The organism is Mesorhizobium sp. M0019, assembly GCF_040323975.1.
Taxonomy (GTDB): domain Bacteria; phylum Pseudomonadota; class Alphaproteobacteria; order Rhizobiales; family Rhizobiaceae; genus Mesorhizobium.
Genome location: NZ_JAMYVK010000052.1, coordinates 1 through 18,574, shown reverse-complemented (window position 1 = coordinate 18,574; position 18,574 = coordinate 1). Strand labels below are relative to the sequence as shown.

Annotated in this window: 15 protein-coding genes and 1 pseudogene; 14 read left to right on the top strand and 2 right to left on the bottom strand. The window is 59.3% G+C overall.

Features of this window, described 5'->3' with window-relative positions; translation table 11 throughout:
- Nucleotides 1–199 precede the first annotated feature (199 nt).
- Nucleotides 200–736 carry a hypothetical protein gene (locus NKK47_RS28265; protein WP_352579072.1) on the top strand — a complete coding sequence of 179 codons (537 nt, stop codon included), beginning with the start codon at nt 200–202 and terminating at the stop codon, nt 734–736.
- Between the two features lie 369 nt (nt 737–1,105).
- Here NKK47_RS28265 and NKK47_RS28260 read toward each other — a convergent pair whose 3' ends face one another.
- Nucleotides 1,106–1,966: an IclR family transcriptional regulator gene (locus NKK47_RS28260; RefSeq protein WP_352579071.1), complete on the bottom strand. Its 861-nt coding sequence runs from the start codon at nt 1,964–1,966 to the stop codon at nt 1,106–1,108.
- A gap of 114 nt (nt 1,967–2,080) precedes the next feature.
- Nucleotides 2,081–2,938, bottom strand: coding sequence for a MaoC/PaaZ C-terminal domain-containing protein (locus tag NKK47_RS28255; protein ID WP_352579070.1), 858 nt, complete (start codon nt 2,936–2,938; stop codon nt 2,081–2,083).
- A 528-nt stretch (nt 2,939–3,466) separates the two neighbouring features.
- Between NKK47_RS28255 and NKK47_RS28250 the strand changes: the two genes are divergently transcribed.
- From NKK47_RS28250 to NKK47_RS28190, 13 genes and pseudogenes are all read left to right on the top strand, one after another.
- The gene (locus NKK47_RS28250) at nt 3,467–4,459 is read left to right on the top strand and encodes a serine hydrolase domain-containing protein (protein WP_352579069.1); all 993 of its coding nucleotides are present in this window, start codon (nt 3,467–3,469) and stop codon (nt 4,457–4,459) included.
- A 326-nt stretch (nt 4,460–4,785) separates the two neighbouring features.
- Nucleotides 4,786–5,937 (top strand): acetyl-CoA acetyltransferase, encoded by a 1,152-nt coding sequence (locus NKK47_RS28245; RefSeq protein WP_352579068.1) that lies wholly within the window; start codon nt 4,786–4,788, stop codon nt 5,935–5,937.
- Between the two features lie 8 nt (nt 5,938–5,945).
- The gene (locus NKK47_RS28240; protein WP_352579067.1) at nt 5,946–6,353 is read left to right on the top strand and encodes a Zn-ribbon domain-containing OB-fold protein; all 408 of its coding nucleotides are present in this window, start codon (nt 5,946–5,948) and stop codon (nt 6,351–6,353) included.
- A complete protein-coding gene (locus NKK47_RS28235) occupies nt 6,353–7,276 on the top strand; it encodes an SDR family NAD(P)-dependent oxidoreductase (RefSeq protein ID WP_352579066.1) in 924 nt (307 codons plus the stop codon). The genes NKK47_RS28240 and NKK47_RS28235 overlap by 1 nt, the downstream gene beginning before the upstream one ends.
- Nucleotides 7,277–7,461: 185 nt before the next feature.
- Nucleotides 7,462–8,112, top strand: coding sequence for a MaoC/PaaZ C-terminal domain-containing protein (locus tag NKK47_RS28230; RefSeq protein WP_352579065.1), 651 nt, complete (start codon nt 7,462–7,464; stop codon nt 8,110–8,112).
- Nucleotides 8,109–9,758 (top strand): class I adenylate-forming enzyme family protein, encoded by a 1,650-nt coding sequence (locus tag NKK47_RS28225; RefSeq protein ID WP_352579064.1) that lies wholly within the window; start codon nt 8,109–8,111, stop codon nt 9,756–9,758. Before NKK47_RS28230 ends, NKK47_RS28225 begins: the two co-directional genes overlap by 4 nt.
- Entirely contained in the window at nt 9,755–11,158 is a 1,404-nt protein-coding gene (locus NKK47_RS28220) for an amidohydrolase family protein (protein ID WP_352579063.1), read from the top strand. The genes NKK47_RS28225 and NKK47_RS28220 overlap by 4 nt, the downstream gene beginning before the upstream one ends.
- The gene (locus tag NKK47_RS28215; RefSeq protein WP_352579062.1) at nt 11,140–12,264 is read left to right on the top strand and encodes an ABC transporter ATP-binding protein; all 1,125 of its coding nucleotides are present in this window, start codon (nt 11,140–11,142) and stop codon (nt 12,262–12,264) included. The genes NKK47_RS28220 and NKK47_RS28215 overlap by 19 nt, the downstream gene beginning before the upstream one ends.
- A gap of 29 nt (nt 12,265–12,293) precedes the next feature.
- Nucleotides 12,294–13,337: an extracellular solute-binding protein gene (locus NKK47_RS28210; protein WP_352579061.1), complete on the top strand. Its 1,044-nt coding sequence runs from the start codon at nt 12,294–12,296 to the stop codon at nt 13,335–13,337.
- A 162-nt stretch (nt 13,338–13,499) separates the two neighbouring features.
- On the top strand, nt 13,500–14,321 hold the full coding sequence (locus tag NKK47_RS28205) for an ABC transporter permease (protein WP_352579060.1): 822 nt from the start codon (nt 13,500–13,502) through the stop codon (nt 14,319–14,321).
- A 16-nt stretch (nt 14,322–14,337) separates the two neighbouring features.
- Nucleotides 14,338–15,222: an ABC transporter permease gene (locus NKK47_RS28200; RefSeq protein ID WP_352579059.1), complete on the top strand. Its 885-nt coding sequence runs from the start codon at nt 14,338–14,340 to the stop codon at nt 15,220–15,222.
- A gap of 56 nt (nt 15,223–15,278) precedes the next feature.
- Entirely contained in the window at nt 15,279–16,487 is a 1,209-nt protein-coding gene (locus NKK47_RS28195; RefSeq protein ID WP_352579058.1) for a M20 aminoacylase family protein, read from the top strand.
- Between the two features lie 115 nt (nt 16,488–16,602).
- A pseudogene (locus NKK47_RS28190) lies at nt 16,603–17,721 on the top strand (Zn-dependent hydrolase); the annotation flags it as partial.
- Between the last annotated feature and the right edge of the window lie 853 nt (nt 17,722–18,574).

Below are 18,574 nucleotides of genomic sequence, written 5' to 3'. Positions count from 1 at the left end.
TGACATCCAAGCCAACCCCGAGTGCGAGTGGCGTTCTGAGCGTAAATTGGTCAGCTTTTATCCGTGCCTGCTCTCAGAAGTTGCGGTGAAGGTATCATTGTCGGCAGCCTGCGGCCGCAAAGATTCTGTAAATTTAGTTGAAGGATACGTTGCAACGTTTTGGTTTATAGCGCGGCGATCTGGGAGAAACGATCACACCTTGATCGCCGCACCCATTGGTTGCCGGCGGCGGGGCACAGAGCGTCTCGATGAATTGCGGAGGGTTGCCATCGCCGCGTTCAGTCAGGGGATTGTGCTTTGCGTTGGCGAGGACGATCGCAAGAACCGTATCGAAAGGCTCAGCTGCAAGGCGCAGATTGGATTAAGAGCGTTCTCATTAGGGCCGGGGCTCGCGCCGGCCTCAACGCTGAGCCGCGGCGTGCTCCTCGCAATGACAGAAACCGGCGCGCGATCTGGCGAACTCTGCAACACTGCGCAAGGACTACATCCATCCTCAGCGAAGTACCCACATCCAGATCGAACCAAGGGACGACCCAGAGGACCCCGCGAAATCAAGACGAGCTTATCCATCCGCGAGGTGCCGCTGATTGTGGGCGTCAAACATAAGATCGTCGGCTACTCGAGGCTTGGAAAGCCCGCCCTCGAGGTCGGCATATATCGGCAGGTAGACGCGGCCGCCGTCGCGGTCGGCAGCGATGGTTTCCTGTCGAGACAGCGCTCAATGTGCGCGGCGTGATTGCCTTGCTGTTGATGGTTTCTTTTGTTCGCAGATGACCTTTGGCTAGGTCGAGTGATAGCTCCGGCTAATTAAGTTTAGCCCAGCGTGTACCTGCAAGATCACGGTGGCAGCGGTCGCGTAAAGATAGGTACTTGGCGTTGATTTGCGGAGTTTCGCTTCAATAAGGCGCGGCGGTTCAGTCTACGTGGCGCAAACGATGGTAGCGGGTCGCTTTCTCGTTTCTTCGCTGCCGGAGAGCTTGCGCAATCTTCTACGTTGCCCTGCTTGACCGGGCGTCCTTGTTTTCTCGGGACTCACTGCAGCCGCGCTGATGATTCGCACCGGGTACAGGTATAGAGTTCAGCAGAGGGAAATTCCCGAACGTGCCTATCGAGCCCGGCATAGAACAGTGCGGAATTCGCCCGTCGCTATGATCTCTTGCCGGATCAGTTCAGCGATCCGATCGTATTTGGACGGTTTCAGCCTCGAGTTGGGGCCAAATACGGTAACACTTGCCACCGGCTCACCGGCGTTGTTCAGCGCCGCGACGCTGATTGCGGTGGCGTCCTTCACCAACTGGCCCTTGACCACCGAGAAGCCGCGGCGGCGAGCGGCAACAATATCGCGCCATATGCGATCAGGCGTCGTCCACCGGACGTTGGCCAAGTGGGGCAAATTACGCTCGTATAGGCTGCGTGCCTCCGCATCTGAAACAGCGGTCAAAAGGGCTATGGAACCGGCACCAACGCCAATCGGCCGACGGCATCCGATCGCCGGGCTCGTAATGCGCCCCACTTCGGTGCCTTCCACCTTGTCAATGAGCACAGAATCGTCTCCCGTCGGAACGACCGAATGAACGTCCTCCCCACACTCCTGCGCTAACGCCATGAGAACAGGATGCAACTGGTCTTTCACCATCATGCGATGAGCCGACTGCGCTAAAAGCAGCATCTCGAGGCCAAGCTTATAGAGCTTCGTGTTGGGATCGAACGAGATCATGCCTTCATCCTGCAGGGCCGAAAGCAGGCGATGCGTCGTCGTAGTGTGCAGTTCGGTCGAGCTTGCAAGGTCTGTCAGCCGCATGCCCGTGTCGTCATGCGCTGCAACGGTGCGCACCAAGAGCAGCGCTCGCCGCAGGCTTTTCGATCCTTCCGCGGCCCGATCCGAATTGCGGCCTATCTTGGATGGTGAGTCCGCCCGCGCCAGCGCACGATGTCCGCCATTCATTTCACTGGTTACGGTTCTCACTTTCGCTTCTCCGATAGCTGGCCCCCAATAGCACAGGCGGAAAACATACCCAAACAACTTTCTCACTTATTGAAGCGAAGCCCATTCACTACACGCCGTGCAAATGGTGGTTTCTTAGTTTCGGATCAGTGCACGACCGTTATCGATAGCGACGATATCCCGTCCCAATACGAGGACGCGGAAGGAGACAACGTTGCCATCTTGCCACATTTCTGTTCGCAGCATTTCTCCCGGAAATACAGGTTTCGAGAAGCGGCAATCAAGTTCGGCAAGATCCTCCGCCTGGCCGTCCAAAAATGTCCGTATCACCGCCCATCCGGCTATGCCATATGTGCACAACCCATGCAGAATCGGGCGATTGAAACCGGCTTGGCTCGCCACTTGGGGATCACTGTGCAGCGGATTGCGGTCGCCCAACTGTCGGTAGATCAAGGCAGATTGGGGCAGCGTGGCGTGATCATAGAACACCTCGGGCTTCATCATCGGCAAAGAATGAGGCGGGGGAGGCAATCCGTTATCCCCGCCGCACCCGCCATCACCCCGGGCGAACGTTATGCTGCGTGAGAGGCAATAGCGTTCTCCGGAACGAGCGTCGAACAGTTCATGATCCCATCTGATCAACGCGCCACGTCCGGGACCCTTGTCCCACACGCCCGAAACCTTCGCTCGTCCGACGACTTGGCCAGACGCAGGAAATGGGCGATCGAATACCGCTCGTTGCTCGCCTTGTACCACCTTGACGCGATCAATTTCGCCGGCTTCGAAAAGCTCATCGAGCGCCGGCCGTGCGAGCACCGTGCCGAAAGTCGGCAAGGGATGCTGAAGCCTGCTTTCGGTCACGAACCGGAGCTCATCAGGATCAAGCGGATCTCCTCCCAGGCCAATCGCAAGTGCATATAGGATAGCATCTCGGCTTTCATATCCATGCTCTATAGCCGTGAATTCCCAGGACCGCACGATATCTGTACGCAACTTCCATCACCTCCTTATGCCCGCGGACGCGTCGCGGAAGTCGTCGACGCGGTCACCGAGCGTGTAGCATGATTTCCGTATAGTGACATTATTTTTTCCGTAAATTGGAAAATGATCTGGACATCCTCGCTGGACGATGTAGTCATAGTTTACCTGAGCCACTTGCCCTGAGAGCAAGATCGGCGGCTCCGTCGGACTAGGAATGCTGGTTCAGGCACCGCGAAGACGCACAGCAGCACAGGCAGGAGTGGAAGGTTGCGCTAGCCCAACACTTCAATCTGAACCTTGCGGCAGTTACGACCGCGGGAAAGAAACGATATGACTGACCCGAAGCCTCTCGATCCGCTTAACCCTCGCGATCCACGGAATCCCGGCGCGCCGCTCATCCCGCGAGATGGGTGGGATTTGTCACCTTGGAACCGGTGGACCTTTCAGCACGTGAGCGAGATGACACCAACGGCTCCCGTATGGCGTGGCTCCGGGCCCGTGCGGCCACTGCCCGAGTCCCTTCAGCCGCTCGGGGATATAGTGATCGGTTTCGAAGACGGTACCACGCGATCGGTGGATGAATTCCTTCAGCGGGGTTTTACAAACGGGTTCCTGGTGCTGCATCGGGGCCGGATCGTCTTTGAGCGTTACTTGAATGGTCTCGCCCGGCACAAGCAGCATCTTCTGATGTCGGTGACGAAATCTTTCACGGGGACGCTCACCGGAATCTTGGTCAACAAAGGTCTGCTCGATGTTGCAAAACAGGTCACGCACTATCTGCCGGAATTCGCTGTAACCGCCTACCGGGGGGCGACGGTGCAGCACCTTCTCGACATGTCAAGCGGGGTGGTCTACGACGAGTCGCTGAACGAAGGCTCCCACATGCGGAAAGCCCTATACGCCGGCTGGTACCGCCAGCACCTGCCAGGCTGGCCGCGCACTTATTGGGAGCTGATGCTCTCGCTTGATAAAGCAGAGCGACCGCACGGCACCCGGTTCAATTATCGGTCGATTGAGACTTCAGTGCTGGGTTTTGTCCTGCAGCAGGCGTCCGGGCTGTCGATGGCTGACCTGATGAGCCAAGAGATCTGGGCACCAATGGGGGCCGAAGAGGACGCCTATATCGTTGTGGACGATGCCGGTTTCGGAATCGCCGGCGGAGGCTTGTGTGCGACGCTGCGCGACCTCGGACGGTTTGCCCAGTTGCTGATTGAGGGAGGTGCCTGGGGCGGGCGTCAGATTGTTCCCCAGAGCTGGATAGAAGAAACGCGGAACGGCAAAATCGAGCTCCAAGATGACGACCGTCAATTGTTGCCTGTCGGCGCGTATCACAACCAGTGGTGGATTGAAGATGCCGGCCGTCGCACTATTTGGGCGCGCGGCCATGGCGGACAGACCGTGTATGTCGATCCCGACGCTGAGTTTGCAGCAGTGAAGCTGTCCGCCATCCCTGACGACGTCAGCGTGAATCAATGTTGGATCGACGATCGAGTAGCGGTGCTTGCGATTCGTGCCGCGCTGAGTGGGTGCTGAGCATGTATGCGTCAGGGGCGGTGGCGCGCCGGGAACTTTTTGGTCTCGACGGCTAATCTCGCCCGCAGCGGGATCCAGCGCCTTCGACGGCTGCTCGCAGCCATGTCCATAGTGTTCGTGAATCTAGATGGACTGCAGACTCCGTTGCCTCCTCGTGGCCCGTGCCGTTGCGGTGGCGCGGCCAAGATAAGCGCGCACCTTCATGGCGTAATTTCCGTATGTTGAAATTGTTCTTTCCGAATAGTGGAAAATATCTGGACATTCTCGGCGCTCCGTTATAGGCATTGTCCCCACAAGCTGCTCGGACGACGATGGAGGACGTAATCATGGCAAGCGGTCGAGAGGATGTCTTTATCGCCGGCGTTGCCGAGACTCCGCTTGGCAAAGTGACAGACCAGACTGAGCTGTCGATGATCGCCTTGGCCTGCCGTGAGGCGCTGGATGAAGCTGGGATGACGCCCCGTGACGTCGGTGGTTTGTTCGTCAGTGTCTCTGGAAGGCAGCCGGTAGCGGAAGTCGCCGAGTACCTTGGCGTTGAGCCAAGCTACGTCGACAGCACTGATATCGGCGGCGCCTCGTTCGAGGCTTACGTGCACCACGCGTTCGCTGCGGTTCAGGCCGGGCGCTGCGAGGTTGCACTCATCGCATACGCCTCTAGGCAGCGTAGCTTGCGCTCCCGTGTGATGGGTCTCGGACAGGACAGGTCTCTAAGTGGCCAGTTCGAGGCCCCCTTCGGTTTGCCGCGCCCCATCGGAAACTATGCGTTGATAGCTGCTCGCCACATGCACCAGTACGGCACCACTGAAGACCAGATGGCCGGCGTTGCCGTTGCCGCCCGCCAATGGGCGGCGATGAACCCCAAGGCCTGGGTGCGCGCGCCGCTCACGAAACACGAGGTCTTGGAATCGCCCTATGTCGCGGAGCCTTTGCGCACGCTGGACTGCTGCCTGCTGACCGATGGTGGTGGTGCCGCCGTCGTGACGACCGCCGCACGGGCGCGTGATGCCCGTAAGTCTGCCGTCCGTGTGCTCGGTATGGGTGAAAAGGTCACGCATTGGATGGTCAGTCAGATACCCGACCCCACGGTCACCCCTGGTGTAGCGTCAAGCAGACAAGCGTATGGCATGGCCGGGGTGGTGCCGGACGATATGGACGTGGTCCTCCTTTACGACAACTTCACCATCGCGGTGATCATGCAACTGGAAGACCTTGGCTTCTGCCGGAAAGGAGAAGGCGGAGTCTTCGCTGCTCCCGAGCGGATTGGCCCGGGCGGCAAGCTGCCCGTCAACCCTATGGGTGGGGGGCTCTCCTACAATCATCCCGGGATGCTTGGCCTGCTGTTGATCGTCGAAGCGGTACGGCAATTGCGAGGGGAGGCGGGACTTCGCCAAGTGACCGATCCCCAGCTTGCTGTGGTTCACGGCATCGGCGGCGCCTGTTTCGGCTCCGCAGCCACCCTCGTCCTTAGCTCGAACTGAAAAAGGGCATGGCCGTGACGGATCTCGTTGCAGAATTTTCGGACCCTCTCTCCGCTCCCTTCTGGCAAGCCGCGGCGCGTTGCGAGTTGGTCTTCCAGCGGTGCCGGAACTGCGGTCAGAACAGTCTCTATCCACGGCCTTTCTGCGTCAGCTGCCACTCTGACACCCTCGAATGGGAAGCGGCTTCTGGCCTCGGTATAGTCTTCAGCAAGACCAAGGTATGGCGGCAGGTCCTGCCCACACTGCCTCCTCCTTATGTGGGCGCAATTGTCGAGCTCGACGAGGGGCCGCGCCTAATGACCAGGCTGGTCAATGGTGAGCCTTCAATTGGCGACAGGGTGAGGGTCGCCTGGCTGGAACGTGGGGTCCAGCCTCGATTGCCGGTCTTCGAACCATACTCAGGGAGTTTTGCTTAATGACGCGTCTGAAAGAGAGGGTGGCCATCGTCACCGGCGCCGGCTCGGGTCTCGGGCGTTCGCATGCGCTGATGCTGGCGAGCCATGGCGCCAAGGTGGTCGTCAATGATCTCGGAGTGGGCCTCGACGGCTCGCACTCCGGACTTTCGCCCGCTGACGAAGTCGTAGCGGAAATACGCGCTGGAGGCGGCGAGGCGGTGGTAAGCCGCCATGACGTCTCGGACTGGGACGCGGCGGCGGATATGGTCAGGTTCGCCATTGACACCTTTGGAGATCTGCACGTGCTGGTAAACAATGCAGGCATTCTTCGTGACCGCGCCTTTGCCAATATGGAAGAGAGGGACTGGGACGCCGTGATCGCCGTTCACCTGAAGGGACACGCGGCGACGTCCAAGCATGCGGTGACCTACTGGCGAGATCGTGCGAAGGCCGGCCACCAGATCGACGCCTCCATCGTCCACACGTCCTCCGTCTCCGGATATCGGGGAAATTTTGGCCAAGCCAATTATGCTGCAGCAAAGCTCGGTATCGTCGCACTCTCTCGGGTGATCGAGATCGAGGCCAGTCGCTATGGCGTGCGCTCGAACGCGGTCTCGCCATCGGCACGCACCCGTATGATCGGATCGATTCAGACGGCGCCCGTCGAGAACGGCTTCGACCCGCTGGATCCGAGCAATGTGTCGTCGGTCGTCGCGTGGCTTGCCGCAAAGGGATGTCCGGCGAATGGGCAACTCTTCCAAGTCTATGGCAGCCGGTTGCTTATCCTGTCCCTGCCGCAGGTTGTCAGCGATCTGATGAATCCTTCGGGACAATGGGCCTTCGAGGATCTGGACCGGGAGGTTCCGCCCCGGCTCATTGCGCACCCGTCGGGGAAGGAATTGATTGCTGACCTCCATGCGCATCAGGGAGGACTCTGTTCGTGACGTGGGCTCTCGATCAGGTCGGCGGCCAGCCGGAGATCGGCAGTTTCGGTGTCGATACGCAGCAAATCGCCGCCTTTGCACGGTCAACCAATGATACGATTCCATCTCACGTCGAAGGGATGCTTGCGCCGCCGGTGTTCGCGGTCGTTCCGGCGCTTGATGTGATCGGCAGGGCGAGGCGCGCCGTGTTCGACGGCTTCGCATTCCACGGCGAACATGACCTCATCCTTCACCGCGCAATCGAACCGGATATGACAGTGCTCACGGAGGCGCGGGTCATCGGCATTCAGCGCCGCTCGATCGGCACAGTGGTGGTGACCCACGCGATCATGAAGGATCAACGGGAGAACCTGATCGCGGAGCACTTCCAATACAGCCTGGCAAAAGGTGCGTTCGCGGCCGAGGATTGCGGTCGGATGGCGCCGGGCCATGGCGGAGTCGGTGCCAAGCATCGATTCACCACGACGCTGGTCTATCCGCTTGATCCTGACCAAACGCTGCGATTTGCAGAGGCTTCCGGCGACCGGAGCCCCTATACATTCGATGCCGACGCCGCGAAGGCGCTCGGTCTGCCGGGCCCGATCGTTCACGGCATCTGCACGATGGCCTTCGTTTCCCGCGCACTGGTCGATCTGTGCTGTGGAGGGGACTCGCGGCGGCTGCGCAGGCTCGCTATGCGCTTCTCGGGCTTGCTCTTGATGGAGCCGGGTCAGACGATTTCCGTGAGGCTCGGCCCTGCTGGCTCAACTCTTCAGGCCAAGAATTACGTGTTCGAGGCGGTCGACCGCGCGGGCACCAGGATCGTTAGCAATGGATGGGCGGAGGTTGCAGCATGATCGAGGCCGTAAAGCTCGGCGCAGCTGTGTCGCATTTGAATGCCGGAGCGCCGTGGAGCGGCTGCTCTGCCAAGACACTGATCGAACTGCTTTGCACGGGGTGTGATCGCAACGGTGACCGCCCGCTGCTTATGTTCGAGGACGGGGTGACGGTAGGCCGCGCCGAATTCATGGAGCTAACCTCTAGCTTCGCTGCCTATCTGCGCCCCCTCATCAAGCCGGGCGACCGTGTCGCGATCGCGATCGGCAACCGCACCGAGTATCTCGTTGCATTGTTCGCAGCGATGGCCAACCGGGGCATACTCGTATCGATCAATCCTACGGCGCGCGAGCACGACGCAGGGTATATCCTCCGCGACAGCGAGCCGACTGTCTTGATCACCGAGCCCGGCAACGGCGATTTACTCGCTTGCCTGGCCAAAAGTCTTCCAAACCCCTGCTTGGTAATCACGTTGGACGGGCAGGAACCACGAGGGCTCCCGACGCCGGAGCGCGGGTCCGCACCATTCGATCTGCGCGCCGCGCAATGCCAGCGCGATGACATGATCGCGATCTTCTACACATCGGGCACGAGCGGCGTGCCGAAGGGCTGTCTCTTCAGTCACGAACGCTGGCTGCGATCGATCGATACCGACATACGCATGGTACCAGGTGGTCGCGACCGTGCATTTTCCACCGGACCATTCTTCTATGCCGATCCAGCATTGTTCCTTCTGATGATGCTTCAGTCAGGCGGCTCATTGGTGGTTGCGCGCCGGTTCAGCGTTTCGAGATACTGGGACATCGTTCATCGCTTTGACGTTACGCGCGTTCATGCCATCGCGTCGATGCCAGTGCTGCTCGCGAAGGCGCCGCCGCATCCCCTTGAACGGGCGCATCGTGTGGATCATGCGATCTGCGCTGCCGTTCCCGCGGATCTTCACGCCACGCTGGTGGGACGGTTCGGGTTTCCCTGGCTGGACAATTACGGTTCCACCGAGGCCGGCACGATTTGCCGTATGCCCTGGCACATGCATGACGGAATGATCGGGTCGGGATCAATTGGCATACCGGCGCCAGAGGTCGATTTGCGGATCATCGACGATGTGGGCAAGGATGTGCTGCCGGGTCAGATCGGCGAAGCGCTGATCCGCGGTCCTGGCATGTTCAGCGGTTATTTCCGATTGCCCGACGCGACGCAGGAAGCGCTGTGCGATGGCTGGTTCCATTCGGGCGATCTGGTCAGGCAAGATGCTCGCTCATTCGTCTATTTCATGGGTCGCAAGAAAGACGTTGTCAGGCGATCGGGCGAGAATATCTCCGCGGCAGAGGTCGAAACAGTTCTCCGCCAGATGCCTGAGATCAAGGATGCGGCGGTCGTTCCGGTGCCCGATGAAATCCGCGGCGAGGAGGTCAAGGCCTACATCCTACTCGTCGACGATATCAACCCCTCCGGACTGCCGCCTGAGCGAATCGCCGCCTTCTGCAGCAGTCATCTAGCGCCTTTCAAGGTTCCGCGCTTCATCGAATACCGGCAGAACTTTCCACGTACCCCCTCGGAACGCGTCGACAAGCGGCAACTCAAGGAGGAGAAGCCCGATCTTCGGGCTGACTGCTGGGATCGCGAATTACCGAAATCATCTGTCGATGGGAGCAGCCAATTATGACCGGCAAATCGGTCCCAGAATCCTGTGACACCCTAATCCGCAATGGCTATCTCATTACAATGGACGCCGAGCGCACCGTCTACAGCTGCGGTGCGGTTGCGATCAATGGCAGAACGGTCATCGCCGTCGGTCGTGATGCAGAGCTGTCGGCCCGTTTCCGGCCTCGCCGGCTGATTGACGCTAAAGGCGCCGTGATCCATCCGGGTTTTATCGACTGCCACTATCACGCGAACATTCACCTCATCCGAGGAATTGCACCTGACGACCCGAAAACCACAGCACCGTTAGCATTTTCCGACTGGACGAACCAACTTGAGGCTGAAGATGAGTATATCCAAACTCAGGTCGTTGGCCTCGAGATGCTCAGACGCGGTTACACCTTCTTTCTCGAGCCAGGTACCGTTTATGAACCGGATGCGGCAGCTGCAGCCGTAGAATCGGTAGGAGTTAGAGCCGGGCTAGCAGATCCTTATCTCTGGGATGTGAGCGATGCCGGGAATTCTCGGCCCTCAAAAACGGCGCGCATTCCGAACGACTCCGAGCGCGCATTTAAGGTTCTTGGCGGGCAACTGGCGCGCAATAAGGATGCTGACGGGCTCGTTCGCGGGCACGTGGCAATTTACGGAGAGGGCTCCCAGTCGGAACACCTAATGCGCGCCGCCAAAGATTGCGCCGATGCTGCTGGCGTGACCTTCACCATGCACCACAACTTCACGGAGGAGCAGGCAAAGCGCGAGGATGCTCGCTTCGGTGGCGGAAGCAGCATGGTCCACTTTGCTCGACAAGGATTACTTGGCCCAAATTGCCTGTTTGTCCACATGAACGTGATCCGTGATGATGAGATTCCCATCATTCTCGACTCTGCCATGTCGCTGGTATGGCATCCTGGGAACGCCATGTACTATGGCATCAGCTCCGACAAGAAGCCCCGTATTCCAGAGCTTATCGATCGCGGATGCAATGTCGTCTTCGGCGTTGACGTAGCAAAAGTGTGGACCTTCGGCGGCTTGGAACACATCGGATACTTGGTTGCCAGGCAGGATAAGCACTACATTCCCGCAACGCGGCTTTTGGAAATGCGGACAATACACGCCGCCCGGGCGCTCGGACTGTCCGAGATGATAGGCTCCATCGAGGTCGGCAAAAGGGCAGATATCGTGATCAGAAGCAATCGCGAGCCCGAAACGCTGCCGGGCATCAATCCGGTCCAAGAGTTGTTATTGACCGGCCATAGCACGCTCGCTTCGACAGTATTTGTCAATGGAAAGCTGGTGCTCCTCAACGGCCAAGCGACGCAACTGGATCAGGATGCTGTGTTAGCCGCGGCCCGCGAGATGGCGCGTCGCGTGCTTAGCAGAGCGGGTTATGTTCCGAGGATCTCATGGCCAGTCATCAATTAATTAGCAATGCCAAGCCAATAGCGAGTCGGTCACCTGTCATCGAGGTCTCGGGGCTACGCAAAGATTACGGCGAGGTATCCGCCGTCGCGGGTATCGATCTCACGGTGGCCGAGGGTGAGTTCCTTTCGATTCTTGGCCCAAGCGGCTCCGGCAAGTCCACTCTTCTGGGACTGATTGCCGGACTTGTCCAACCGACAGGCGGCCGCATCATGATCGGATCACGTGACGTCACCCTTGTTCCCCCGGCCCAACGCGACATAGGTTTGGTTTTCCAGTCCTACGCATTGTTCCCGAACATGACGGTGGCTGGCAACATCGCCTTCCCTTTGGCAGTACGCGGCATCAGCAAGCGCGACATCAAGGCACGCGTCGAATGGGTGATCGACCTCGTGCGCCTAAATGGCCTGGAGAACAGGAAGCCTTCACAGCTTTCGGGCGGTCAGCAGCAGCGTGTCGCGATCGCCCGCGCGGTGGTGTTCGGGCCGAGGCTTCTGCTGCTGGATGAACCTCTGGCCGCGCTCGACCGGAAGCTTCGTGATGAGGTCCGGGTGGAACTGCGCCGCCTGCAGCGCACGTTGGGCGTGACCACCGTCCTGGTTACGCATGACCAGGACGAAGCGATGTCGACGAGCGACCGCATTGCTGTGCTCGCACAAGGCCTCATCCAGCAGATAGCCACACCGGCAGAGCTGTACAGGCAACCTGCTAATCGCTTCGTCGCGGGCTTTCTCGGCATCGCCAACCTGCTCGACGGCGTTGTGGTGCGAGAGGGCGACGGCGCGGTTCTCACTCTGGACGGCGGAATGAAGTTGCCGCTTCCCTCTGGTAACGCATTGCCCGGAAGCCGCGCGACCATGGTTGTTCGGCCGGAGCGCATCAACCTCAAACCAACGACCGACGCCCGAACCAGCCGGTTTGGCATCGATTGCGAAGTTGTCGACGTGGTCTATCACGGTGAGATCGTCCGTTACACGGTGCAGGCACCGCCCATCGGCACTATGATCGCGTCGTGTCAGCACGTGGTCCCCAAGTTCTCACCGGGGGATCGCGTATGTATTACCTGGAGACCTGAAGATGAGTGGCTTCTCCGGGAAAGTGAAAAGTAATAATTATGCCACCCAGGAGGAGAACTCAAATGAAAATAACATCTCTTTTTACAGCAACAACTGCTTTGGCAATCTCATGCCTGTCACTCGCAACAGTGGTTCACCCAACGATAGCAGCGAGTGAGCCGGCGAAGAAATTCACCTTTGCAGATTCCGGAGGCGCAAGCCATGAGGCTACGGTCGAGGCATTCCTCAAGCCGTTCGCCGAACGCACCGGCATTCAAGTCGATTATGTCTCGCCCACCAGCTTCGGCAAGCTTCGTGCTATGGTCGAATCAGGTGCCGTCACCGCTTCGCTATGGGACGTAAACAGCCAGACCTATGAGCAGGCGTTGTCTCTCGGCCTGTTGGAGAAGCTCAACTGGGACCAAATCAATCCCTTGCCGATGTTCCCGGAGGCGCGGCGCGAATACGGCTTTGGGGCGAGTTATTTCTCGACAGGCATGGCTTGGAAGAAGGGCACGCAGCCGATTGAGACCTGGGCGGATTTCTGGGACGTCAAGAAGTTTCCCGGAAAGCGCTGCCTGCAGGACGAACCCGAGAACGTGCTTCCGGCAGCGTTGATGGCGGACGGCGTTCCGCTCGATAAGGTCTTTCCACTCGATATTGATCGCGCCTTCCGTTCCCTCGAGAAGATTGCGCCTTATGTCTCGGTATGGTGGACCTCGGGTCAGCAGCCCACGCAACTCCTCGTGGATAACGAGGTTTCCTATTGTCTAGCATGGAATGGTCGGATCATGGCCAACCCTGCGCTCGAGTTCAACTACAACCAAGCTTTAGTCGACATTGCGTGGTTTGTCGTGCCGAAAGGAGCGCCTGCTCAGGAAGTGGAGGCGGCGATGTTGGCGCTGCACGATATGACCGATCCGGAGAAGCAGGCGATCTTTGCCGAACGGGTCTTCTACCCCGGTCCCAGCCCACAGATGGTCGAGTACCTGCCGCAACAGCTCAAGGACAAGCTGCCGACTTCGCCCAATAACAAGGATCGGCAGCTCCAGCCGGACAGCAAGTGGTGGATCGAGCACGGCGAGGAAGTCGCGCGGCGCTGGCAAGAATGGAAGCTTGCCCGTTAACTCGACGCGGCGACCTGAACCGCGTCCGAAGCAGGAATAACGCTGCACCGAACCCAAGCTGTTGTCATTTGGGTTCGGTGCGGAGGCTTAACGGGCGTCGTTCTCGCACTCGCTTGGCGCCTTACGATTTGATGGGGAGTAACAGGTATGTGGCTGGCCCGCATGAAAAATGGAGAGCTGCGTTTTGCCGTCATGGCAGCCCCGCTCCTGCTATTCATGGTGCTCGCGTTCAATCTGCCGGTCCTAACCATGCTCGGGTGGAGCTTCACAAACCCGACGCCGACAGCGCAGCACTACCTCTATCTTCTCGAAACGCCGGTCTATCTCCGGGTGATCGGCAACACAATGCGCATTGCAGCCATGACAACGCTTGGCTGCATCATCCTGGGCTATCCGCTTACCTATTGGATGCGGGGGCTGTCGCCGCGTGGACGCTCGATCTGTTTGGTGCTTGTGTTGCTGCCGTTTTGGATCAGCATATTGATCCGCACCTATGCCTGGATTGTCATTCTCGGAAATGACGGCATCGTCAATCGGGCGCTTCTTGCGATCGGACTGGTCGATGAGCCGCTCCGGTTTATCTACAACGAGCTGGGCGTTCTGATCGGCACTATAAATGTACTGCTGCCATTTTTCGTGCTTCCGCTCTATGCGGCATTCAGCCGGTTCGATGAGAGATGCTTCCAGGCGGCAGCGTCGCTTGGTGCCTCCAGGCGCGCGATTTTCTGGCGCCTTTTCCTTCCGATGAGCGGGCCGGCAGTTGCAGCGAGCGCGACTCTCGTCTTCATCCTGTCGCTCGGCTTCTACATCACGCCTGCCATCTTAGGCGGCGGCAATGTGACCATGATTGCCAACATGCTGGACGATCTCATCAACTCGCTTCCGAATTGGGAAACAGCGGCAGCGTTGTCGACCATACTCATGATCACAGTCCTGCTTCTATACGCGATCAACCAAAGGCTGCGCGCTGGCGATGCGAATTGACGAAGGAGAGGGGCGTATGAACAGCAACGGGCGATATCCGGCTGCTTCGGTCGAGGAGGTGCCGCGACGGGGAGAGGGGCACCGATCGGAGGGACGGGCGGAGCGGATTATTTCCATGGTGGAGCGCACTCTTGTGGTCCTGCTTGCAGTCGCAGCGATCCTATTCCTGTTTCTGCCGATCCTGATCGTGGTTCCGATGTCGTTTTCCTCTGCGCAGTCGCTGACCTTTCCGCCACCGGGCTTTTCCCTGCGCTGGTACGCGGCCTTCTTCAACGATCCGGCCTGGCTGAACGCGCTGTGGAATTCATTTCTCATCGCAAGCATCTCTTCGGCGCTCGCCCTCGCAATGGGCACAGCGGCGGCTTACGCACTGGTGCGGGGTCGATTTGCCGGGCGATGGGCAATGGAGGCCAACTTCATGGCCCCCCTGGTTCTGCCGTCGATCATCCTTGCGATCGCCCTCTACATCACCTTCGCACGAACTGGCCTGCTCGGCTCCCATACTGCGGTCATCATCGCGCACACTCTGCAAAGCGTGCCATATGTAGTCATAATGATGTCTGTCGCCATCTCCTCTTTCGACAGACGTATTGAGGAGGCTGCCCGGACGCTTGGCGCGAGCGATCGAGTAGTCTTTCTTCGAGTTCTATTACCGAATGTAATGCCATCAATTGCAGCTGTCGGAATATTGGTATTTATAGTTAGTTTCGATGAAGTTGTACTGGCTATTTTCTTGTTCGGCACGAATTTTACCATCCCAAAACTTATGTTCAATAGGCTGGAACTGCAGGTCGACCCAACGGTCACAGCAATTGCCACGCTGCTGATATTGTTCACGGTGGTTTTGCTCGGCTGCGTCGCCCTGTTGACCCGCCACTCTGGCCTGCTCTTGCGCCGATGAGGCTACGCGAGGGCGGATCGGACAAACAGCAATCGATGCGAGAAGGAAACCCCGCGATGCCGAAAAAAGATTCTTCAATTCCGAGCAGCGACAGTGTGGCCGCGGAGGCCTTCGAGACACGCGAGGCAGTGTGCGGGCAGGCCATCGAATGGCGCCGCGATTTCCATCGCCATCCTGAGCTTCTGTTTGACGTCGACCGGACGGCCACGCGCGTTGCCGACCTCCTGCGCGGCTTCGGGTGCGACGAAGTTACGACCGGCATTGGTCGAAGCGGGGTCGTTGCAGTGATCCGAGGCCGAACCGCACCGACCAGTCGCACCATCGGCATCCGTGCTGACATGGACGCTCTGCCCATCCTTGAGGAGACAGGTCTGCCCTACGCCTCGGCCGTGCCCGGACACATGCATGCCTGTGGGCATGACGGGCATATGGCGATCCTGCTTGGGGCGGTGAAGCACCTTACCGCAACGCGCCCCTTTGCTGGCACATTGGTCGCGATCTTCCAGCCTGCGGAGGAGGGGGGCGGCGGCGCCAAGGTAATGGTCGAGGAGGGCCTCTTCGAGCGTTTCGGTATCGAGGAGGTCTACGCTCTCCACAACATGCCAGGCATGGAGGTCGGCACCTTCGCCATATCGGACGGCGTCATGCTCGCCGCATCCGACCGCTTCGACATCAAAATCCTCGGCAAGGGCGGACACGCGGCCCAGCCGCACGAAACCATCGATCCAATCCTGGTCGCAAATCACGTGGTCGGCGCACTACACAGTATCGTGTCAAGGAGCGTCGACCCTATAGACCCGGTCGTGCTCTCGGTCACATCCATCCACGCTGGCGATGCCTACAACGTCATCCCGTCTGAAGTCGTGCTGAAGGGCACTGTCCGCACCTTGTCAGACACCAGCCGCGACAAAGTCGAAAGCCGCGTCGGCGACCTGGTCACCTCCGTCGCCAAGGCGTTTGGCGCAGAGGCCGAGTTCGACTATCGCCGTGGTTACCCGCCGACAGTCAATCATCCTGTCCAGGCCGGCATTCTCGGGGATGCCGCGGCACGCGTGAATGGAGAAGTTGCAGTGCGGCGCAATAGGCCGCCCACAATGGGTGCAGAGGATTTCTCCTACATGCTCAAGGCCCGGCCCGGCGCTTTCATCTTCATGGGCAATGGTATGACCGCCCCCCTTCATAATCACAAATATGATTTTAACGACGAGGCCCTGCCCTACGGAATTGCTCTATGGGTCGAGCTGGTGACCAGAGAACGGACCTAGGCCGCAAGCCAACGGCTACACAGAACGGAAACAGAAAATGGCCAGAGCTGAATAACCTTAGCTGCACCGAAGTCAGCCTGGTAATGGGGCTGGCCCGTGGATCTCCGGTAACGTCGGCCCAGCACAGCCTGTTGCTTTGCGCTGGTGCGAGTACGCGGGGCTCGAAATAGGCATCGACGAGATGGGCACTATGTTTGCTCGCCGCGAGGGGACCGATCCGGACGCGCTTCCCATCTATGTTGGCAGCCATCTCGACACGCAGCCTACAGGGGGCAAATTTGATGGGGTACTGGGCGTGCTCGGCAGCCTCGAGGTGGTCCGCTCGCTGAACGATCTCGGCATCAAGACTAGGCATCCGGTTGTCGTCACGAACTGGACGAATGAAGAGGGCGCTCGTTTCGCGCCCGCCATGATGGCGTCTGCCGTATTCGCTGGCATGATCACGCAAGACTACGCCTATGAGCGCAAGGACAAGGCCGGCAAAAGCTTTGGAGATGAACTTGTCCGCATCGGCTGGAAGGGCGACGAAAAAGTCGGTGACCGAAAGATCCACGCATTCTTCGAACTGCATATCGAGCAGGGGCCGATCCTCGAGGACGAGGGCATCGACATCGGCGTGGTCACGCACGGGCAGGGGCTGAAATGGCTGCAGGTGACGCTGACCGGCAGAGCGGCACATACCGGCTCGACGCCGATGCCGAAACGGCGCAACGCCGGCCTCGCCATGGCGCGGGTCACCGAGTTCATTCATCGATGGACTGCCAGCCGGACGCGGTCGGCGCGGTCGGCCACATGGAGATCTCCCTGAACTCGCGCAACATCATCGCCGGGAAGACGGTTTTCACCATCGACATCCGTTCGCCGGCAAAGGAAGTGCTGGATGCCATGGATGGGGGTATCCGCGAGGGCATCGAGACGATTTGCGACGTGCTCGATATCGAGTTCGAGATCGAGCAGGTCGGGCATTTCGACCCGGTCACCTTCGACAAGGGTAGTCAAAGCGGTTCCCGATGCGGCCGAGCGGCTGGGGTATACACATCGAAATATCGTGTCAGGCGCGGGCCACGACGCATGCTGGATCAATTGCGTCGCGCCGACCGCGATGATCTTCTGCCCATGCGTCGATGGACTGTCGCATAATGACGCTGAGGAAATCTATCCGGAATGGGCCGGTGCAGGGTGCGACGTGCTGTTTCACGCTGTGGTCGAGATGGCGGGGATCGTGGAATCGTAATCACAAAACATCATATGCGCGGGGGCGTTTGAATAGACGTCTAACGGTTCCTTGCGCGGGGACTATGAACGCAACTACCGAACTTTGGCGACGCGCAGATCGCCGTGTCTCGGCTGCATGCACTACAGGTTTGCGTCGCAAACTCCACGTGAGGTCGCAAAGGCAGGTTGAGCGGCGTTATCAACTTAACTCGCGTTCAGGGATTTGCGGCATAGACTGATGGCATGAACAGCGCGATCGTCAGCTACAAGCGCCATCGTCCCGCCGCAGATCATCGCCCATGCAGTCGCGCCGGCCCGCCCGGAAGCTAAACTGAGCCGGTCCCGCAAAAGTGTGCGCCGTCATCACCGGCAACCTCTCCCAGGCAGGGGCGGCGCCGATCCTCACATACTGGAACCGACCGTGCCGCTTTCGGCGCACGCCACGCCTTCAATCGCCGCGTCCGCGACCGCATCCGCACCGCCATGCGATGCCTGTTCATGGGTGCGGCCCCAATTGAAAACCCATAACGGATACCCGTGCCGGCGGCTTAGTCCAACACGTTTTTAGCTCACCGTCGCGATCCACCCCAGCGCGCTCTCGCCACCCGCCCTTCAGCGCGACGCCAAGCTAAAAACGCTCTGCATTCCGGGAGCCGCCCGCAGCAGCGGCACGATCTCGGCGTCGAAAATCTCCGCGAGCGGATCGGGCCGGCGCCTTTCCCGCGGAACCTTCCTCACCACCGCCTACCCGGTCGACCGTGATCACCAGACGAAAGCCCGAAAGGAAGTATGCATACGACGACGGCCGCCTACTGACGCGTACCTTGAGGCGTTAGTGTCCGCTTAGATTAAGTGGACGCTTGGCGAATGAA

Coding starts and splice junctions, on each gene's coding strand:
- NKK47_RS28215 (WP_352579062.1), top strand. CDS start 11,140: ATGGCCAGTCATCAATTAATTAGCAATGCCAAGCCAATAGCGAGTCGG.
- NKK47_RS28210 (WP_352579061.1), top strand. CDS start 12,294: ATGAAAATAACATCTCTTTTTACAGCAACAACTGCTTTGGCAATCTCA.
- NKK47_RS28205 (WP_352579060.1), top strand. CDS start 13,500: ATGAAAAATGGAGAGCTGCGTTTTGCCGTCATGGCAGCCCCGCTCCTG.
- NKK47_RS28240 (WP_352579067.1), top strand. CDS start 5,946: ATGGCCGTGACGGATCTCGTTGCAGAATTTTCGGACCCTCTCTCCGCT.
- NKK47_RS28200 (WP_352579059.1), top strand. CDS start 14,338: ATGAACAGCAACGGGCGATATCCGGCTGCTTCGGTCGAGGAGGTGCCG.
- NKK47_RS28220 (WP_352579063.1), top strand. CDS start 9,755: ATGACCGGCAAATCGGTCCCAGAATCCTGTGACACCCTAATCCGCAAT.
- NKK47_RS28225 (WP_352579064.1), top strand. CDS start 8,109: ATGATCGAGGCCGTAAAGCTCGGCGCAGCTGTGTCGCATTTGAATGCC.
- NKK47_RS28235 (WP_352579066.1), top strand. CDS start 6,353: ATGACGCGTCTGAAAGAGAGGGTGGCCATCGTCACCGGCGCCGGCTCG.
- NKK47_RS28245 (WP_352579068.1), top strand. CDS start 4,786: ATGGCAAGCGGTCGAGAGGATGTCTTTATCGCCGGCGTTGCCGAGACT.
- NKK47_RS28195 (WP_352579058.1), top strand. CDS start 15,279: ATGCCGAAAAAAGATTCTTCAATTCCGAGCAGCGACAGTGTGGCCGCG.